Source organism: Serratia sp. JUb9 (assembly GCF_014298095.1).
GTDB lineage: Bacteria > Pseudomonadota > Gammaproteobacteria > Enterobacterales > Enterobacteriaceae > Serratia_B > Serratia_B rhizosphaerae.
The window spans coordinates 4,591,583-4,610,292 of sequence record NZ_CP060416.1 but is presented as its reverse complement, the minus strand read 5'-3'; the positions used below and the strand labels follow the sequence as shown (position 1 = coordinate 4,610,292).

Sequence of the window (18,710 nt, the reverse complement as noted above, 5' to 3'; positions counted from 1 at the left end):
AGTATTCAGCGCGCAAATTTTTTTAGGTCGTACATTTTAGAGCCGACAGGTTCTTAGTTACAAACAACAAGCAAATAAGGAAAAGATAGAATGGCTAAGGGGCAATCTTTGCAAGATCCGTTCCTGAACGCATTGCGTCGTGAACGTGTTCCGGTTTCTATTTATTTGGTGAATGGTATTAAGCTGCAAGGCCAGATTGAGTCTTTTGACCAGTTTGTCATTCTGTTGAAAAACACAGTAAGCCAGATGGTATATAAGCACGCTATTTCTACCGTTGTCCCATCGCGCCCGGTTTCGCATCACAGCAACAATCCGAGCGGCGGCAGCAATAACTATCACCATGGTAATAATCCGTCTGCGCAGCAACAGCCGCAGCAGGAAAGCGATGACGCTGAATAAGGCGCATTGCAAGACAACCATGACGGGGAACGTAAGCAGCCTTGCGCTGTTTATGTCCCCCACACTCGCGGTTGATATCCGTTTGAGAGGTTGCACGCTTGTTTGACCGTTATGAAGCCGGTGAGCAGGCCGTACTGGTTCATATCTATTTCTCGCAGGACAAAGATACGGAAGATCTCAGCGAATTCGAGTCGCTGGTTTCTTCAGCCGGTGTTCAGGCTTTGCAAGTGGTGACTGGCAGCCGCAAAGCCCCGCACCCGAAGTACTTTGTCGGTGAAGGAAAGGCCGAAGAAATTGCAGATGCGGTGAAAGCCAGCGGCGCGTCTGTTGTCCTGTTTGATCATGCCCTTTCCCCGGCGCAGGAAAGAAACCTTGAGCGTCTGTGTGAATGCCGGGTTATCGACCGCACCGGGTTGATTCTAGACATCTTTGCCCAGCGCGCCCGTACTCATGAAGGCAAGCTGCAGGTAGAGCTGGCGCAGTTGCGCCATATCGCCACGCGTTTGGTGCGTGGTTGGACGCACCTGGAGCGCCAGAAAGGGGGGATCGGCCTGCGCGGGCCGGGGGAAACCCAATTAGAGACCGACCGTCGTTTGTTGCGCGATCGTATCAGCTTGATTCTGCGCCGCCTGGAGCGGGTAGAGAAGCAGCGTGAACAAGGCCGACGGGCGCGTACCCGCGCCGACGTGCCGACCGTCTCACTGGTCGGCTATACCAACGCCGGCAAGTCCACCCTGTTCAACCGTATGACATCCGCCGAGGTTTACGCGGCGGATCAGCTGTTTGCCACGCTGGATCCCACCTTGCGACGCATCGACGTCGCAGACGTCGGCGATACGGTGTTGGCGGATACCGTAGGGTTTATTCGACATCTTCCGCACGACCTGGTCGCCGCCTTTAAGGCGACGCTGCAGGAAACGCGGCAGGCATCGTTGCTGCTGCATGTGATCGACGCCGCAGATAGCCGCGTTGACGAGAACATTGAAGCCGTAAACAGCGTGCTGACAGAGATCGAGTCGGACGAGATACCTACACTGTTGGTGATGAACAAAATAGATATGCTGGATGATTTTGTTCCGCGTATCGACCGCAACGATGAAAATTTACCGATCCGCGTGTGGCTGTCCGCCGTCAGCGGGGAAGGTATTCCGTTGTTGTATCAGGCGTTGACGGAGCGCTTATCGGGGGAAATCGCGCATCATGAGCTGCGCTTACCGCCACGGGCAGGCCGTCTTCGTAGCCGTTTTTACCAGCTTCAGGCAATCGAAAAAGAGTGGAACGAAGAAGACGGCAGCATTGGCATGGTGGTGCGTATGCCGATAGTGGAGTGGCGTCGCCTGTGTAAACAGGAACACGATCTGATTAACTTTATAGTATGATCATATCCTGTTACATTTGTGCACTCGGTCTGCGGGCATTATAGGGGCGGCAAATTTTTGCTGTGGCCCGCGCGTGAACCTGAAGTACCCAATCACAGAATAATGGAGCTAAAACATGGCGTGGAATCAGCCCGGTAATAACGGACAGGACCGCGACCCGTGGGGGAGCAGCAATAATAATGGCGGCAACTCTGGCGGTAACAAAGGCGGTCGTGATCAAGGGCCACCTGATTTAGACGATATCTTCCGCAAGCTGAGCAAGAAATTGAGCGGCCTGGGCGGAGGCAAAGGCTCTAACGGCAATAGCGGTGGCAGCGGCGCGGGCTTCAGCGGCCGTATCATCGGCATCGCGGCGGTTGCTGTGGTGGTGATTTGGGCGGCCAGCGGTTTCTATACCATTAAGGAAGCTGAGCGCGGCGTGGTCACACGCTTCGGCAAGTTCAGCCATCTGGTGCAGCCGGGCCTGAACTGGAAGCCGACCTTTATTGATGAAGTGCGTCCGGTGAACGTGGAGTCGGTGCGCGAACTGGCTGCATCCGGCGTGATGCTGACTTCCGATGAGAACGTGGTGCGGGTCGAGATGAACGTGCAGTATCGCGTGACCGATCCGGAAGCGTACCTGTTCAGCGTGGTGAACGCTGACGACAGCCTGAGCCAGGCGACCGACAGTGCCCTGCGCGGCGTGATCGGCAAGTATTCCATGGACCGCATCCTGACTGAAGGGCGTACCGTGGTGCGTAACGATACCCAACGCATGTTGGAAGAGACCGTGCGTCCGTACAAAATGGGCATCACGCTGCTGGACGTCAACTTCCAGGCGGCGCGTCCGCCGGAAGAGGTGAAGGCGTCATTCGATGATGCTATCGCAGCACGTGAGAACGAGCAGCAGTACATCCGTGAAGCGGAAGCCTACGCCAACGAAGTTCAGCCGCGTGCGAACGGTCAGGCGCAGCGTCTGTTGGAAGACGCCAAAGCGTATAAAGACCGTACCGTCCTGGAAGCCCAGGGTGAGGTGGCGCGCTTTGCCAAACTGCTGCCGGAATACAAGTCAGCGCCGGAAATTACCCGTGAGCGTCTGTATATCGAAACCATGGAAAAAGTCCTGAGCCATACCCGCAAGGTGCTGGTGAATGACAAAGGCAACAACCTGATGGTGCTGCCACTGGAGCAGATGCTGCGCGGCCAGGCCGGCGCATCCAGCGACAGCGGCAACAAAGACACCAGCCTGATTCGTCTCAACCCTGCGCCGTCGACTTCCGGCAGCAACGCCGGCAGCAAACCGCAGAACAGCGGTTCGGTTATGGACCAACGCCGGGCGAATGCGCAGCGTGACGATACCACTCGCGTAGGGAGACAATAATCAATGCGTAAGTCTTTTGTAGTTATCCTCCTCGTGGTGCTGGTGGCGCTTTATGCTTCACTGTTTGTGGTGCAGGAAGGCCAGCGCGGCATCGTTCTGCGCTTCGGCAAGGTACTGCGTGATGACGAAAACAAACCGCTGATTTATGCGCCGGGCCTGCACTTCAAGATCCCGTTTATTGAATCGGTGAAAAATCTGGATGCGCGCATTCAGACCATGGAGAATCAGGCCGATCGCTTCGTGACCAGCGAGAAGAAAGACCTGATCGTCGACTCCTACCTGAAATGGCGCATCAGCGACTTCAGCCGTTACTATCTGGCGACCGGCGGCGGCGACGTCTCCCAGGCCGAGGTACTGCTGAAGCGTAAGTTCAGTGACCGTCTGCGTTCTGAAATCGGCCGTCTGGATGTGAAAGACATCGTGACCGACTCACGCGGCAAGCTGATGTCCGACGTGCGTGATGCGTTGAACACCGGTACGCTGAATAACGGCGAAGAGTTGCCGAAGACCGAAGCCGACGACGCTATCGCCTCTGCGGCGGCGCGTGTTGAGCGTGAAACCACCGGCAAACAGCCGCAGGTGAATCCGAACAGCATGGCGGCGCTGGGTATTGAAGTGGTTGACGTGCGTATCAAGCAGATCAACCTGCCGGCGGAAGTGTCCGATGCCATTTACCAGCGTATGCGCGCGGAGCGTGAAGCGGTAGCACGTCGTCTGCGTTCGCAGGGCCAGGAAGAAGCCGAGAAGCTGCGCGCCAGCGCGGACTACGAGGTAACGCGTACGTTGGCGGAAGCCGAGCGTCAGGCGCGTATCACCCGCGGTGAAGGGGATGCCGAAGCGGCCAAGCTGTTTGCCAACGCGTTCAGCCAGGATCCTAACTTCTATGCCTTTATCCGTAGCCTGCGTGCTTATGAAGCCAGCTTCAAAGAGAACCAGGACGTGATGGTGCTCAGCCCGGACAGCGATTTCTTCCGCTATATGAAATCGCCGGATTCGTCGCGTAAATAAGGCGTTAAAACAGTGACCGGGGGTCCGTGTTAGCACGGGCCCCTTCTTTTTTGGGGTAAGGCATGAATGCAACAATTTGGCTGGCGTTAGGTTTGGTTCTGGTGCTGGAAGGTCTGGGACCGATGCTGTTTCCGCGCGCCTGGCGTAAAATGATCCTGACGATTTCGCAATTACCGGACGCCACGTTGCGTCGTTTCGGCGGTGGAATAGTGGTTGCCGGCATCGTGATCTACTATATGTTGAGCACGCGCCTTGGTGGCTGAAGTTTAGCCGAAAAAATACGCAATCGTATGCGAAAAGTGCTGAAACTCTGAAATTACGGTGCTAGAATCCATTTTTAAGCAATCGGTGATTTCGAAAAATGGGTAAGAACGTCGTCGTACTGGGCACCCAATGGGGTGACGAAGGTAAGGGCAAGGTCGTTGACCTGCTGACTGAACGGGCTAAATATGTTGTGCGCTACCAAGGTGGCCATAACGCTGGCCACACTCTGGTTATCAACGGTGAAAAAACCGTTCTTCATTTGATTCCCTCTGGCATCCTGCGTGAAAACGTCACCAGCATCATCGGCAACGGTGTTGTACTGGCGCCTGACGCGCTGATGAAAGAAATGGGCGAACTTGAAGCGCGCGGCGTCCCGGTACGCGAGCGTCTGTTGTTGTCCGAAGCCTGTCCGCTGATCCTGCCTTACCACGTTGCGCTGGATGTGGCCCGTGAAAAAGCGCGCGGCGCGAAAGCCATCGGCACCACCGGCCGCGGTATTGGCCCGGCTTACGAAGATAAAGTTGCCCGTCGCGGTCTGCGCGTTGGCGATCTGTTCGATAAAGAGTCTTTCGCGGTTAAGCTGAAAGAAATCATCGAATACCACAACTTCCAGTTGGTTAACTACTACAAAGCCGAACCGGTCGACTTCCAGTCTACGCTGGACTACGTGATGTCCATTGCCGATATCCTGACCGCAATGGTGGTTGACGTTTCCGAACTGCTGGACGGCGCGCGTAAGCGTGGCGACCTGATCATGTTCGAAGGCGCGCAGGGTACGCTGCTGGATATCGACCACGGTACCTATCCGTACGTCACCTCGTCCAACACCACCGCTGGCGGCGTTGCCACCGGCTCCGGCATTGGTCCGCGTTACGTCGATTACGTGCTGGGCATCGTGAAAGCCTACTCGACCCGCGTTGGCGCAGGTCCGTTCCCGACCGAACTGTTTGACGAAACCGGCGAGTTCCTGTGCAAACAGGGCAACGAATTCGGCGCTACCACCGGCCGTCGTCGTCGTACCGGCTGGCTGGATGCGGTTGCCGTGCGTCGTGCGGTACAGATCAACTCCCTGTCCGGCTTCTGCCTGACCAAGCTGGACGTGCTGGATGGTCTGAAAGAAGTGAAAATCTGCGTGGGCTACCGCATGCCAGACGGCCGCGAAATGAACACCACACCGCTGGCGGCAGAAGGTTGGGAAGGTATTGAACCGATCTACGAAAGCATGCCTGGCTGGAGCGAAACCACCTTTGGCGTAAAAGAGTACAGCAAGCTGCCGCAGGCGGCGCTGAACTACATCAAGCGTCTTGAAGAGCTGACCGGCGTACCGGTAGACATTATCTCTACCGGCCCGGACCGCAGCGAAACCATGGTTCTGCGCGACCCGTTCGACGCATAATCGGTTTTTCTGCATGAAGCAAACCGGGCTGAGTCCCGGTTTGTTTTTTTCCGGCTTGCGCTCTGTCGGCCGTGCCCGTATCACTGAATTGAGTCAACACAGCGCGTATGGCGCTGAGGATAGCGGTTATTCCCACTCTCTGCGGTTCCCGTCAAAACACCGTCACCGTTCTGTCGTAAAGTCTTTCATGCGCTAAATAATTAGCGGCAAACTCACCGGCTGGTTTATTATCCAATAGCAATCTTTTGAAAAATGCCGAAAGCGGCACATTAAACGCAAACGGGCCCTATCGTGCCCAGAGGTAAACGTGCAGTTAACAAGTTTTACTGATTATGGCCTGCGGGCGCTGATTTATCTGGCATCGCTCCCGAAGGATAAAATGACCAGCATTTCGGAAGTGACCGAGGTGTATGGCGTATCCCGCAACCATATGGTGAAAATAATCAACCAACTGAGCCGTATTGGCCTGGTTACGGCCGTACGCGGTAAAAATGGCGGCATCCGGCTAGGCAAACCGGCTGAAACCATTCGTCTTGGCGACGTGGTGCGGGCGCTGGAACCGCTTGCCCTGGTTAACTGCAGCAGCGATTTTTGCCACATCACCCCGGCCTGCCGACTGAAGCAGGTACTGCAACAAGGGGTACAGAATTTCCTTGAAGAGTTGGATAACTACACTTTGGCCGATATGGTTGAAGATAATCCGCCGCTCTACAAGCTATTGCTTGTCGAATAAAACGTCGTTGAGAAGACAAGGCTCAGCGACATCCTGCTGATGACAACGGAGGAACCGCAATGTCACAAGATCCATTCTTGGAACGAGAAGCAGAAAAATACGAATCCCCAATCCCGAGCCGCGAATTCATCCTTGCCCATTTGGCCAAGCGTGAGACGCCGGCCAGCCGCGAAGAGCTGGCAAAAGAACTGAACCTGACCAGTGATGAACATCTGGAGGCGCTGCGTCGCCGCCTGCGCGCCATGGAGCGCGATGGTCAGCTGGTGTTTACCCGCCGCCAGTGCTACGCGCTGCCGGAGCGGCTGGATCTGCTGCGCGGCACGGTGATCGGCCACCGCGACGGCTATGGTTTTTTGCGCGTTGAAGGGCGCAAAGACGACCTGTATCTCTCCGCAGAACAGATGAAAATGGCAATCCACGGCGATGTGGTGCTGGCGCAGCCGCTGGGTGCGGATCGTAAAGGACGGCGCGAGGCGCGCATTGTGCGGGTGCTGGTGCCGAAAACCAGCCAGATTGTCGGCCGCTTCTTTATGGATGCCGGCACCGGTTTTGTAGTGCCTGACGACAGCCGCCTGAGCTTTGACATCCTGATCCCGAACGATGCGGTAGCCGGTGCGCGCATGGGCTATATGGTGGTGGTTGAGCTGACCCAGCGTCCGACGCGCCGCACCAAGGCAGTAGGGAAAATCGTCGAGATCCTCGGCGATAAAATGGGCACCAGCATGGCGGTGGATATCGCGCTGCGCACCCATGAAATTCCTCATACCTGGCCGCCGCAGGTGGAGAAACAGGTGGCCGATCTCAGCGAGCAGGTGCCGGAAGAGGCCAAACAGGGGCGCGTGGATCTGCGTAAGCTGCCGCTGGTTACCATCGACGGCGAAGACGCCCGTGATTTCGATGACGCCGTTTACTGCGAGAAAAAGCGCGGCGGTGGCTGGCGGCTGTGGGTAGCCATTGCCGACGTCAGCTACTACGTGCGTCCGGGCACCGCGCTGGATGACGAGGCGCGCGGCCGAGGCAACTCGGTATACTTCCCGTCGCAGGTGGTGCCGATGTTGCCGGAAGTGTTGTCCAACGGACTGTGCTCGCTGAACCCGCAGGTCGATCGCCTGTGCATGGTGTGTGAAATGACCATCTCCGCGCAGGGGCGCCTCTCCACCGCCAAGTTCTATGAGGCGGTGATGAGCTCTCATGCGCGTCTGACCTATACCAAGGTGTGGCACATTCTGCAGGGCGACCAGGAGCTGCGTGAGCAGTATCATCCGCTGGTCAAGCACCTGCAGGAACTGCACAACATGTACAAGGTACTGGATCAGGCGCGCGCCGAGCGCGGCGGCATCGCGTTTGAGACCGAAGAGGCCAAGTTTATTTTCAATGCCGAGCGTCGCATTGAACGCGTGGAGCCGACGGTGCGCAACGACGCGCACAAACTGATCGAAGAGTGCATGATCCTGGCGAACATCGCCGCGGCGCGCTTTGTTGAGAAGCGTAACGAGCCGGCGCTGTTCCGTGTGCACGATCGTCCGAGCGACGATCATATCTCCGCACTGCGCAGCGTACTGGGCGAGCTGGGGCTGACGCTGGGCGGCGGCAATAAGCCGCAGCCGAAGGATTACGCTACGCTGATGGATGAAGTGGCCGATCGCCCGGATCATGAAATGCTGCAGACTATGCTGCTGCGTTCGATGAAGCAGGCGATTTACGATCCGGAAAACCGCGGCCACTTCGGTTTGGCGCTGTCATCGTACGGCCACTTTACCTCGCCGATCCGCCGTTATCCCGATCTGGCGCTGCACCGGGCGATTAAATACCAACTGGCGAAAGAGCACGGCGAGCCTCAGCATCGCTGGACGCCGACCGGCGGCTGGCACAGCGATCTCGACGAGATGCTGCAGCTGGGTCTGCACTGCTCGATGACCGAGCGCCGTGCCGATGAAGCCACGCGCGACGTGGCCGACTGGCTGAAGTGCGACTTTATGCAAGACCACGTCGGCGAACAGTTTACCGGCATTATCGCCAGCGTAACCGGCTTTGGCTTCTTCGTCCGCCTGAACGATCTGTTTATCGACGGTCTGGTGCACGTCTCGACGCTGGATAACGATTACTACCGCTACGATAATATCGGTCAGCGGCTGATCGGCGAATCTTCCGGAATGGTTTATCGTCTGGGTGATACGGTGGAAATCCGCGTTGAGGCGGTGCATATGGATGAGCGCAAGATTGATTTCGTGCTGATCTCCAGCACCCGCAAGCCGCGCGGCGAAGGTAAAACCGAACGCGAGCGGGCAAAGAAAGGCGGGCAGCGTACGCTGCGTGACGGCAACGGCAATGGCCGTAAGCGTCGCGGCGGCAAAGCGCCGGCCAACTTTGAGCCGGACAGCGCCTTCCGTAAGGATGACGCCAAGCCAGCGGGCAAAGTGAAGAAAGACAAGAAGGCCAAAGCGAAGAAAGCATCGGCCAAAACCAAAAAGATTGCCGCGGCCACCAAGGCCAAGCGTGCCGGCAAGACGAAAGGTGCGGAGCAGGGCTGACCTGCCGCACGGTAATTATCACCGGCCGACCGACGTCGGCCGCACGGTTAAAAGAGCATCATGAGCGAAATTATTTACGGTATCCACGCCGTTAAAGCCCTGTTGGAACGTGACCCGCAACGCTTCCTGGAAGTGTTTATCCTGAAAGGCCGTGACGACCGCCGTCTGCAGCCGTTGATCGCCGAGCTGGAAGCCACCGGCATCGTGATTCAGGTGGCTAACCGCCAGTGGCTGGATGACAAGGTGGAAGGTGCGGTGCACCAGGGGATCGTCGCCCGCGTACGCGAAGGCCGCCAGTATCAGGAAAATGACCTGCCGGGGCTGCTGGAAAGCGTCGATACGCCTTTTCTGCTGATTCTGGACGGCGTGACCGACCCGCATAACCTTGGCGCCTGCCTGCGCAGCGCCGACGCAGCCGGCGTGCATGCGGTGATCGTACCGCGCGATCGTTCCGCGCAGCTGAACGCGACGGCGAAGAAAGTGGCCTGCGGCGCGGCGGAAAGCGTGCCGCTGATCCGTGTCACTAACCTGGCGCGCACCATGCGTTTGCTGCAGGAGATGAACGTGTGGATTGTCGGTACCGCCGGCGAAGCCGATCATACGCTGTATCAGAGCAAGCTGACCGGGCCGATGGCGCTGGTGATGGGCGCAGAAGGCGAAGGCATGCGCCGTCTGACGCGCGAGCACTGCGATGAGCTGATCAGCATTCCGATGGCGGGCAGCGTTTCCTCGCTGAACGTGTCGGTCGCCACCGGCGTTTGCCTGTTCGAAGCGGTGCGCCAGCGCAGCTGATCCCTGCGGGTCAGGCATCGTCTGGCCCGCTGTTTTCCCCCGCCTATATCCCATCCTGTGCGCCGCCCTGCGGCAGAAATCGTCACGTCGGCCATACTGTTTGCTGAGGTCTTGAACAGGGAGCAGGTCTATGGTCTGGCATACGCACGATGTCTTTAATCAGCCCAAACCGCTGGGCAACAGCAACCTTTTTCTTTCCGATACGCCGCTGCGCGAGGCGGTGCAGCGCGAGCAGGCCGGCTGGGACAGCGAGGTGTTGGCCTCGCTGGGACAACAGCTGGGCACCCAGGAATCGTTAGAGCTGGGGCGGCTGGCCAACGCCAACCCGCCGGAGTTATTGCGTTACGACGCCTGCGGCCAGCGGCTCGACGACGTTCGCTTCCATCCCGCCTGGCACATTCTGATGCAGGGGCTGGTGGCTAACCGGGTACACAACCTGCCGTGGGAGGAGGAAGCGCGCGTTGGTTCGGTGGTCGCCCGTGCGGCGCGTTTTATGCTGCATGCGCAGGTGGAGGCCGGCACGCTGTGTCCCATCACCATGACTTACGGCGCCACGCCGCTGTTGCAGCGCACCCTGCCGGCGGTGTTCAGCGACTGGCTGCCGCCGCTGCTGTCCGACCGTTATGATGCCCATCTGCTGCCGGGGGCGCAGAAGCGCGGCCTGTTGATCGGCATGGGCATGACGGAAAAGCAGGGCGGTTCCGACGTGCTGAGCAACACTACCACCGCGACGCCGCTGGCCGGACGTGGCAACGGCGAGCTTTACCGCCTGGTGGGGCACAAATGGTTTTTCTCGGTGCCGCAGAGCGATGCGCATCTGGTGTTGGCGCAGACCGGCGGCGGGCTGTCCTGCTTTTTCCTGCCGCGTATCCTGCCCGACGGCACGCGTAATGCGGTGCGGCTGGAGCGGCTGAAGGACAAGCTCGGCAACCGTTCAAATGCCAGCAGCGAGGCGGAGTTTCTTGACGCCAGCGCCTGGCTGCTGGGCGACGAGGGCGATGGCGTGCGGCAAATCCTCAAAATGGGCGCGCTGACCCGCTTTGACTGTGCGCTCGGCAGCCACGGGCTGATGCGTCGTGCGCTGTCGGTGGCGCTGTATCACGCCCATCAGCGCCAGGCCTTCGGCAAAACGCTGATCCAACTGCCGCTGATGCGCCAGCAGCTGGCGCGTATGGCGCTACGGCTAGAGGCGCAGGTCGCGGCGCTGATGCGGTTGGCGCGCGCCTATGGCGACGTTGGCAGCCCGTTGGCGCAGGGGCTGAGCCGCATTATGACGTCGGCGGCGAAGTTTGAAGTCTGCCGTCAGGGGAGCCCTTTTGTCGCCGAGGCGATGGAGGCGCTGGGCGGCATCGGCTATTGCGAAGAGAGCGAACTGCCGCGTCTGTATCGCGAGATGCCGGTCAACAGCATTTGGGAAGGTTCGGGCAATATTATGAGCCTGGACGTGTTGCGCGCCTGGACGAAAAGCAGCGCGGTACAGGAGGCGGTACAGCAGGAGTTCAGCGAGGTCAAAGGGCAGAACCGCCACTTCGATCGCCAGTGGCGACAGCTGATGCAGCAGCTGCGTAAGGGACAGGAGGCGCAGGGGCGGAGCATGACGGCGCAGCTGTTTAATCTGTTTGCGGCGGCGCAGCTGTTGCGCAGCGCAGCGCCGCCGCTGGCGGAGGCCTGGTGTCAGATGGCGTTGGATGCGCGCGGCGATCGCGTACTGCCGGAGATGCTGTGCGCATCGCTGCTTGACAGAGCGATGGGCGGCTAGGCATAAAGTAGCGCCGGCGTGAAACATTTTGTCACACGGCATCGGCCCGTAAAGGGATAACGACTCTCGTTCAGGAAGGATTATATGGATATCATTAGCGCACTGGCGGCGTTTGCCGCCTACTTTTTCAGTGGTTTTGCCATGGTGCTGGTCTTTTTGTTTATCTACACCCGCATCACGGCGCATGACGAATGGGCATTGATTAAACAGAATAATCAGTCTGCCGCATTCGGTTTCGTCGGCGCCTGTCTGGGGTACGTGATTCCCCTGGCCAGCGCGGCGATCAACTCGGTCAGCCTGCTGGATTACGTTATCTGGGGCGCGGTCGCGCTGGTGGTGCAATTGCTGCTGTTTGCCGCAGTGAAAGTCTATATGCCGCGCATCAGCGATAAAATTGAGGCCAACCATTTGGCGGCGGGGATTTTCCTCGGCGGCGTCTCCATCAGCGGCGGCGTATTGAATGCGGCGTGCATGACATATTAATCAATTAACGAAAACGGAAGGTACAGGCCATGGCCGGCAAACGGCGCGCGCAGACGGCGCGCAACACGCAGAGTACACCCGCGTTCAAGCGTTATTCATCACCGTCGACCACACGCAAGTCGCCGCAGCTGTTGACGCTGGTGTTGATGGGCGGCGCAGCCGGCGCGGTGTGGTATAGCCTGGATGACCCCGCGCCCGAGCAGGCGGTGATTTATCATTCGGTGTCCGCCTGCGTGGATGCCGGCAATAGTCGGGCAGTGTGCCAGAACAGCTATCAGCAGGCGCAGGAAGCGCTGCGGCTCGGTAGCCTGGGGTTTACTCGGATAGACAGCTGCGAGTCCCACTACGGCGCGTATAACTGCACCTATGATTTACCTACGCAACACTTTATCCCGAGGATGGCGGGCTTTACGCTGGCGACGAATGCTCAGGATGATGAAAGCGGTGCGTCTTCCTCCTCGTCCGGAGGTAGCTATTACGGCGGCGGTGCAAGTTCGCGCGCGCGTCCCTTCTTCCGCTCGCGCGACAGGTTCAATGAGCTGCAAACGCCGGGTGACCGCGAAAGCTGGCGCCTGAAAAGCGCGGGCAACGTTCAGCCGGCGTCGGCGCAGACGGTCTCACGCGGCGGTTTTGGCTCTTCATCGCGCAGTTGGGGGGGGTAACGGTGCTACGTTTACCGATGACGCCGCGCCGCAACCTGGCAGACATCGCCGCCCGTTACGGTTTCCACTTTCATATCATCGACGGCGAGCCTTATTGGGATGAGTCGCGCGCCTACCGTTTTACCCTGCAACAGATAGAACAGGGGATTGAAGCACCGACCGAAGAGCTGCACGCCATGTGTCTGGATCTGGTCGGTCGAGTGGTGGCGGACGATGCCCTGCTGACGCAGCTGGCGATCCCTGAACTTTACTGGGATGCCATCGCCGCCAGCTGGCGGCGGCAAGAGCCGTCGCTGTATGGCCGGATGGATTTTGCCTGGGGAGGCAGCGGGCCGGTGAAGCTGCTGGAGTATAACGCCGATACCCCGACCTCTTTGTACGAAAGCGCATTTTTCCAATGGCTCTGGCTGGCGGACTCGGTGGCGGCCGGGCGCATTCCGGCAGGGGCAGACCAGTTTAACTCCCTGCAGGAACAGCTGATCCAGCGCTTTGCGCTGTGGCGCAGCGCCGATCCGCTCTACTTTTGCTGCTGTCGCGATTCGCAGGAGGATCGCGGTACCGTGCGTTATCTGGAGGACTGCGCGCGTCAGGCCGGGCTGGACACCCGTTTTCTGCATATGGAGGAGATTGGTCTCGGCGTTGGCGGCGTATTTACCGACCTGCAGGATCGGACGTTGCGTCAGGCGTTTAAGCTCTATCCGTGGGAATGGATGATGCGCGACGATTTCGGCCCCGCGCTGCGCGGCGGCCGTACGCAATGGCTGGAGCCGCTGTGGAAAAGCATCGTGAGCAACAAGGGGATTCTGCCCTTGCTGTGGCGTTGGCACCGCGGCCATCCGAACCTGCTGCCGGCCTATTTTGCCGAGGAGGTGCAGCGGCCGGGCTGGCGACTGGCGCAAGAGATGGGCGCGCAGTGGCGCGGTTTTGTACGTAAGCCGCTGTATTCCCGCGAAGGCGCCAATGTGGCGATGTTCAGCGATCGGGACGGGTTGCGCTGTGAGGCGATGACCGGCGGCGACTATGCGCAGGAAGCGCAGATTTGGCAGGCCTGCGCGCCGCTGCCGCGTTTTGGCGATGACTATACGCTGATCGGCAGCTGGCTGGTGGGCGATCGGGCGGCAGGCATCGGTCTGCGGGAAGATAATTCGCCGATCACCAAAGACACGTCACGCTTTGTGCCGCACTTTATCGCTTAGCGATACAAAATGGCCTGTGAGTACCACTGTCCGGGCACCACGGTTTCGCTGTTCATAATAATCAGGTAGTAGCGGGCGCCGCTGGCGGTGGCCTTTTTCTGGATGGCGTCTTCCACGTTCATCGGGCTGCCGTGCACCAGCGCGCTGACGGTGGTCATCTTTTCCAGACCAAAGGTCTGCGCCCGGATGACCTCCTGCGCCTGTCCGGCAATTGGCGGCGGCGGCGGTTTGGGCGTGGTGGTCATCAGGCCGCAGCCGGATAACGCGGCCAGCAGCGTCAGCAGCGTCAGCAGGGCGGCAGTGCGTGTAAGAGTCATCGGCGACCTCGCTATTTTCATCGCAATACCCCAAGTGTAATGCTTAAGCATAAGCTGGAACAGAATGAGCTAATGCTCACGGCGTTTTTTTGCCATGATAGAGCGGCTTGCGGAGCAATAAGAGGTTTATCGATGGTTGAGCTATTTGACGAACGCGTTGGGGAAATTGCGGTTATTCATGCGGTGCCGGCCGGGAAATATGAGCACCCCCTGCCGACGGTGTTCTTTTATCACGGTTACTGCTCATCGAAAGAAGTGTATGCCTATTTTGGCTATGCGCTGGCGAAGGCCGGATTCCGCGTGATATTGCCGGACGCCGCTCAGCATGGCGAACGCTATCATGGCGATGAGCAGCGGCGGCTGGCGCAGTTCTGGGACATCCTGAAAAGCAATATCGACGAACTGCCGGCGCTGCAGACGCATTTTGCACAGCGCGGGCTGATTGACGGTGCGCGCGTCGGCGTTGCCGGGGCGTCGATGGGCGGCATGACCACGCTGGGAGCGCTGACACGCTATCCGTGGATCGCCGCGGCGGCCAGCCTGATGGGGTCCGGTTCGTTTACCTCGCTGTCACGCACGCTGTTTCCGCCGCTGGATGCACACGGGCAACCGCTGGCTGACGCGCAGCATGCCGCATACCTGGCGCCGCTGGCGGATGATGAGTTTGAGCGGCAGTGGGATAAGTTGGCCGAACGCCCGCTGCTGTTGTGGCACGGCGAGGCCGATGATGTGGTGCCCGCGGCGGAAAGCCTGCGACTGGCGCAGGTGTTGCGCGAACGCGGTCTGGCCGAGCGGCTGACGGTGGCGGTTGAGGCGGGCGTGAAGCACCGCATTACGCCGGCGGCGCTGGACGCCTGCGTGGGTTTTTTCCGCGCCGCGTTATAAAAAAGCCCCCTGCAAGCAGGGGGCGTTGGGTTGGATTACCATTTTAGACTGCCGCTTTTGGCTGCGGCTTGGTTCCCTGGCGTTGATCGTTCGGTTAGCGGTACAGTTCGGCGCTGACGTGAATCGACGCGTTGCTGCCCGGCTCATGCATGGCGATGACGCGATAAGCGCCGGCGCCGCGTCGTTCGGCGATTTGTCTGACCTGCGCCTCGGCGTCGTCGGGAGACACCACGTTGCGGTTCAGGGTGACAAACCCGATGCTCTGGCGCTGTGAAGCCTGGCGGGCGTCGATCTCTTCTGCGGCCATCGCACCGCTGGAAAACAGCAATACTGCAAGCATGGCGAGAGTGGCGTGTTTCATAAAGCCTCGCTTAACTCTTTGGCCCGGTCGGTCCGGCAGCGATGATCGTGGGGCAAAAAGTTATTTGTCTGTCTTGAATAACCTTGAATCTGTTCGTCGCGCTGTCTGCGGCGGATATGTTTAATTCTAGTCCGTTCTCACAGATAAAAAAGCGCAGCTATTTGATGGGGTTTTTCAAAAAATATGAATAAAGCGTCGCGGTTGATGATGATTTTATTGAAAGATTCCCGCCTGTGCGGCCGCGTGTCCTTGCTGCTTTGCCATGGCAAATTGTGCGGTTTTTACTTTCCCGCCGCCTGACGGTGAATAAATCCCACTCTGTTCTTGAGTTTCCGCCCCTGCGCCAGTATGATTACGCGTCATTTTTCAGCCGCACACAAACACGTTCCTTGCTTCCATGGGCCGCGGTTGACCCTGACAGGAGGCTGAATAATCCGTAAGGAGCAATTCGATGCGTCATTACGAAATCGTTTTTATGGTCCATCCTGACCAAAGCGAACAGGTTCCGGGCATGATCGAGCGTTACAGTGCTACCATCACTAACGCGCAAGGTCAGATTCACCGTCTGGAAGACTGGGGCCGCCGTCAACTGGCTTACCCGATCAACAAACTGCACAAAGCTCACTACGTTCTGCTGAACGTTGAAGCTCCGCAGGAAGCGATCGATGAGCTGGAAACTAACTTCCGCTTCAACGACGCCGTTATCCGCAGCATGGTTATGCGCGTTAAGCACGCGGTAACTGAAGCATCTCCAATGGTTAAAGCGAAAGACGAACGTCGTGGCGAGCGCCGCGAAGAGTTCTCTAACGAAACCACTGAAGAAGCAGATGCTGGGGATTCTGAAGAGTAATTGCCGCCGTGACGACTAATCGTCTGGTTTTGTCTGGCACGCTGTGCAAGCAACCGGTGCGAAAGGTAAGTCCTTCCGGCATTCCCCACTGCCAGTTTGTGCTTGAGCACAGATCGACGCAGACAGAAGCCGGATTCAGCAGACAAGCATGGTGCCGCATGCCCGTGGTTGTCAGCGGACAACAGTCACAAGCACTGACTCAAAGATTAACGGTCGGCAGTCAGGTTACCGTTCAAGGTTTTGTTAGCTGCCATCAAGGGCGCAACGGCCTGAACAAATTGGTCCTGCATGCCGAGCAGATTGAATTGATAGATTCTGGAGACTAGCCAAATGGCACGTTATTTCCGTCGTCGCAAGTTCTGCCGTTTCACCGCGGAAGGCGTTCAAGAGATTGACTATAAAGACATCGCTACGCTGAAAAACTACATCACTGAAAGTGGTAAGATTGTCCCGAGCCGTATCACCGGTACTCGTGCAAAATATCAGCGCCAGCTCGCCCGTGCTATCAAGCGCGCGCGCTACCTGTCTTTGTTGCCGTACACTGATCGTCATCAGTAATCGGCCACTGTCCATTAACGACTTTGAGAGGATAAGGTAATGCAAGTTATTCTGCTTGATAAAGTAGCAAACCTGGGCAGCCTGGGTGATCAAGTTAACGTTAAAGCGGGCTACGCCCGTAACTTCCTGGTACCACAGGGCAAAGCTGTTCCTGCTACCAAGAAAAACGTCGAGTTCTTCGAAGCACGCCGTGCTGAACTGGAAGCCAAACTGGCTGACGTTCTGGCTGCTGCTGAAGCGCGCGCAACCAAGATCAACGAACTGGCGACAGTTACCATCGAGTCTAAAGCAGGCGACGAAGGTAAACTGTTCGGCTCTATCGGCACCCGCGACATCGCTGACGCAGTTACCGCTGCAGGCGTTGACGTTGCCAAGAGCGAAGTTCGCCTGCCGAACGGCGTTCTGCGTACCACTGGTGAGCACGAAGTGCACTTCCAGGTACACAGCGACGTGTTCGCACAGCTGAATGTAGTTGTGGTTGCTGTCGCTTAATCGCGATTGCCACCCAAGCAAAACGCCAGCCTCGTGCTGGCGTTTTGCTTTTCTGTCGCCGGTAAAATGCGTTATGGTGCCAGGAACGACAAGGAGGCAACGATGACGCAGATCCGATTACTGCGGGTGTATGACTTCAGCGGCCCGGCGCCGCACTGTTTTCTTATCGATCGGCTGTGGCCGCGCGGCATCAGCAAGCAGCGGCTGGAAGGCGTTGAATGGCTGAAAGAGGTGGCGCCCAGCGGTGAACTGCGCCAGTGGTTCCATCATCATACTGACCAGTGGGACGCGTTTGTCGCGCGCTATCGGCAGGAGTTGGCTACCAGCAGCGCCTGGCAGCCGCTGACAGCGCTGTTGCGGCAGGGCGAGTGTCTGACCCTGCTGTACGGCAGCAAGGACACACAGCACAACCAGGGCGTTGTGCTGCGCGATTTCCTCCTGGAACGGTTGTCGGCTTAGCGCTGGCGGCGGTAGCCGCCATCGGACTGACGACGGAAGGTCACCTGATTATTGTCGAGCGTGGTGACTGACAGCGCGATAATCACCCCGTTGCTATCCCGTTCGATACGCACTTCCTGCCCGGCTTTCAGATTGCTCAGCGGCTTATCATTGCCTTCCACCTGTGCCATGGCGAACACCTCGTTGACCGGAAGACTGTTGTCGCGGAACAGCTGCGCCAGCGTCTGGCCGGGCTGAATGCGGTAACGCTGCCACTGACCGGCGGGATCCGATGCTGTGGCGGGCGGCTGCGCATCCGTCTGTTGCACGTTTTGCGGCTCACGACCGTACGGGCGCTCATCGCGCTCCGGCGAATAGGGCCACAACAGCGAGAGCAGCAGCACGGCGCCGAAGATGATGACCCAGCGGCGGTGGAAATAGGGCAAAGGTTCCAGCCAGCCGAAGCCGTCCGGCAAATGCCAGATTTTCAACAGTAGCGCTTTGATTCCCTGTCCCTGACCGCTTGCAGGCGGCTGCTGCGAATCCGACCCTGCGGACATCTGCCGTGGTGCGCCGAACTTCAGGCGTTGGCTGATACGTTGCCAGACGCGTAGCAACGACCGCTGGGTGCGGGTGGTTTTCCTTCTCCTGGGCGCGATTCTGCCCATGGTGACCTCTCTTCAACTGCGTAAATTGCCACAGTACCAAATGGTGTGCCGACGGTCCGATGACCCGCTTTCAGTATAGTCCGCTAACTGTTTGATGTGAAAGGCAGCTGCGTGATTGCACGGCGGACGCGGCAACGGGGATTAACAGAAGGCCATTGTTTCTTTTTCTACGCGAAAAG

Annotated in this window: 22 protein-coding genes; 19 read left to right on the top strand and 3 right to left on the bottom strand. The window is 58.5% G+C overall.

Annotated features, from left to right (window positions below):
- The first annotated feature begins 90 nt into the window (after window positions 1-90).
- The 13 genes from hfq to HF675_RS21725 all read left to right on the top strand — a co-directional run bounded on the left by hfq (window position 91) and on the right by HF675_RS21725 (window position 13,962).
- Window positions 91-399: an RNA chaperone Hfq gene (gene hfq / locus HF675_RS21785; protein ID WP_015344293.1), complete on the top strand. Its 309-nt coding sequence runs from the start codon at window positions 91-93 to the stop codon at window positions 397-399.
- 98 nt (window positions 400-497) lie between these two features.
- Window positions 498-1,778 (top strand): ribosome rescue GTPase HflX, encoded by a 1,281-nt coding sequence (hflX, locus tag HF675_RS21780; protein ID WP_111737867.1) that lies wholly within the window; start codon window positions 498-500, stop codon window positions 1,776-1,778.
- 115 nt (window positions 1,779-1,893) lie between these two features.
- A complete protein-coding gene (gene hflK / locus HF675_RS21775; RefSeq protein ID WP_105229482.1) occupies window positions 1,894-3,138 on the top strand; it encodes an FtsH protease activity modulator HflK in 1,245 nt (414 codons plus the stop codon).
- 3 nt (window positions 3,139-3,141) lie between these two features.
- The gene (hflC, locus tag HF675_RS21770; protein WP_105229483.1) at window positions 3,142-4,146 is read left to right on the top strand and encodes a protease modulator HflC; all 1,005 of its coding nucleotides are present in this window, start codon (window positions 3,142-3,144) and stop codon (window positions 4,144-4,146) included.
- Window positions 4,147-4,208: 62 nt separating this feature from the next.
- Entirely contained in the window at window positions 4,209-4,409 is a 201-nt protein-coding gene (locus tag HF675_RS21765; protein WP_015344297.1) for a DUF2065 domain-containing protein, read from the top strand.
- Window positions 4,410-4,507: 98 nt separating this feature from the next.
- Window positions 4,508-5,806, top strand: a complete 1,299-nt coding sequence (locus HF675_RS21760) for an adenylosuccinate synthase (RefSeq protein WP_105229484.1) — start codon at window positions 4,508-4,510, stop codon at window positions 5,804-5,806.
- Between the two features lie 307 nt (window positions 5,807-6,113).
- Window positions 6,114-6,539 (top strand): nitric oxide-sensing transcriptional repressor NsrR, encoded by a 426-nt coding sequence (nsrR, locus tag HF675_RS21755; RefSeq protein ID WP_105229485.1) that lies wholly within the window; start codon window positions 6,114-6,116, stop codon window positions 6,537-6,539.
- 59 nt (window positions 6,540-6,598) lie between these two features.
- Complete coding sequence (gene rnr / locus HF675_RS21750; protein ID WP_105229486.1) at window positions 6,599-9,070, top strand: ribonuclease R; 2,472 nt, start codon at window positions 6,599-6,601, stop codon at window positions 9,068-9,070.
- A 60-nt stretch (window positions 9,071-9,130) separates the two neighbouring features.
- Complete coding sequence (gene rlmB, locus HF675_RS21745; RefSeq protein WP_015344301.1) at window positions 9,131-9,862, top strand: 23S rRNA (guanosine(2251)-2'-O)-methyltransferase RlmB; 732 nt, start codon at window positions 9,131-9,133, stop codon at window positions 9,860-9,862.
- Between the two features lie 130 nt (window positions 9,863-9,992).
- A complete protein-coding gene (locus HF675_RS21740) occupies window positions 9,993-11,621 on the top strand; it encodes an isovaleryl-CoA dehydrogenase (RefSeq protein ID WP_187043781.1) in 1,629 nt (542 codons plus the stop codon).
- Window positions 11,622-11,705: 84 nt separating this feature from the next.
- Window positions 11,706-12,104 (top strand): DUF350 domain-containing protein, encoded by a 399-nt coding sequence (locus HF675_RS21735; protein WP_105229488.1) that lies wholly within the window; start codon window positions 11,706-11,708, stop codon window positions 12,102-12,104.
- 29 nt (window positions 12,105-12,133) lie between these two features.
- Window positions 12,134-12,766 (top strand): DUF1190 domain-containing protein, encoded by a 633-nt coding sequence (locus HF675_RS21730; RefSeq protein WP_187043780.1) that lies wholly within the window; start codon window positions 12,134-12,136, stop codon window positions 12,764-12,766.
- Window positions 12,767-12,768: 2 nt separating this feature from the next.
- Window positions 12,769-13,962 (top strand): glutathionylspermidine synthase family protein, encoded by a 1,194-nt coding sequence (locus HF675_RS21725; protein WP_111737864.1) that lies wholly within the window; start codon window positions 12,769-12,771, stop codon window positions 13,960-13,962.
- Here HF675_RS21725 and bsmA read toward each other — a convergent pair.
- On the bottom strand, window positions 13,959-14,279 hold the full coding sequence (gene bsmA, locus HF675_RS21720; RefSeq protein ID WP_111737863.1) for a biofilm peroxide resistance protein BsmA: 321 nt from the start codon (window positions 14,277-14,279) through the stop codon (window positions 13,959-13,961). The genes HF675_RS21725 and bsmA overlap by 4 nt on opposite strands.
- 132 nt (window positions 14,280-14,411) lie before the next feature.
- Between bsmA and yjfP the strand changes: the two genes are divergently transcribed.
- Window positions 14,412-15,164, top strand: coding sequence for an esterase (yjfP, locus tag HF675_RS21715; protein ID WP_187043779.1), 753 nt, complete (start codon window positions 14,412-14,414; stop codon window positions 15,162-15,164).
- A gap of 94 nt (window positions 15,165-15,258) precedes the next feature.
- Here yjfP and HF675_RS21710 read toward each other — a convergent pair whose 3' ends face one another.
- The gene (locus HF675_RS21710; protein WP_105229493.1) at window positions 15,259-15,525 is read right to left on the bottom strand and encodes a DUF1471 domain-containing protein; all 267 of its coding nucleotides are present in this window, start codon (window positions 15,523-15,525) and stop codon (window positions 15,259-15,261) included.
- Between the two features lie 451 nt (window positions 15,526-15,976).
- Between HF675_RS21710 and rpsF the strand changes: the two genes are divergently transcribed.
- The 5 genes from rpsF (at window position 15,977) to HF675_RS21685 (ending at window position 17,884) form a co-directional block, all read left to right on the top strand.
- Window positions 15,977-16,375, top strand: a complete 399-nt coding sequence (rpsF, locus tag HF675_RS21705; protein WP_105229494.1) for a 30S ribosomal protein S6 — start codon at window positions 15,977-15,979, stop codon at window positions 16,373-16,375.
- Between the two features lie 8 nt (window positions 16,376-16,383).
- Window positions 16,384-16,701: a primosomal replication protein N gene (gene priB / locus HF675_RS21700; RefSeq protein WP_015344308.1), complete on the top strand. Its 318-nt coding sequence runs from the start codon at window positions 16,384-16,386 to the stop codon at window positions 16,699-16,701.
- Between the two features lie 4 nt (window positions 16,702-16,705).
- Window positions 16,706-16,933, top strand: coding sequence for a 30S ribosomal protein S18 (rpsR, locus tag HF675_RS21695; RefSeq protein WP_000135199.1), 228 nt, complete (start codon window positions 16,706-16,708; stop codon window positions 16,931-16,933).
- A gap of 39 nt (window positions 16,934-16,972) precedes the next feature.
- Entirely contained in the window at window positions 16,973-17,425 is a 453-nt protein-coding gene (gene rplI / locus HF675_RS21690) for a 50S ribosomal protein L9 (RefSeq protein ID WP_105229495.1), read from the top strand.
- 102 nt (window positions 17,426-17,527) lie between these two features.
- Entirely contained in the window at window positions 17,528-17,884 is a 357-nt protein-coding gene (locus HF675_RS21685; protein ID WP_105229496.1) for a DUF488 domain-containing protein, read from the top strand.
- On the opposite strand, the gene HF675_RS21680 is transcribed toward HF675_RS21685, so the two are convergent.
- On the bottom strand, window positions 17,881-18,531 hold the full coding sequence (locus HF675_RS21680; protein WP_187043778.1) for an OapA family protein: 651 nt from the start codon (window positions 18,529-18,531) through the stop codon (window positions 17,881-17,883). The genes HF675_RS21685 and HF675_RS21680 overlap by 4 nt on opposite strands.
- Window positions 18,532-18,710 lie beyond the last annotated feature (179 nt).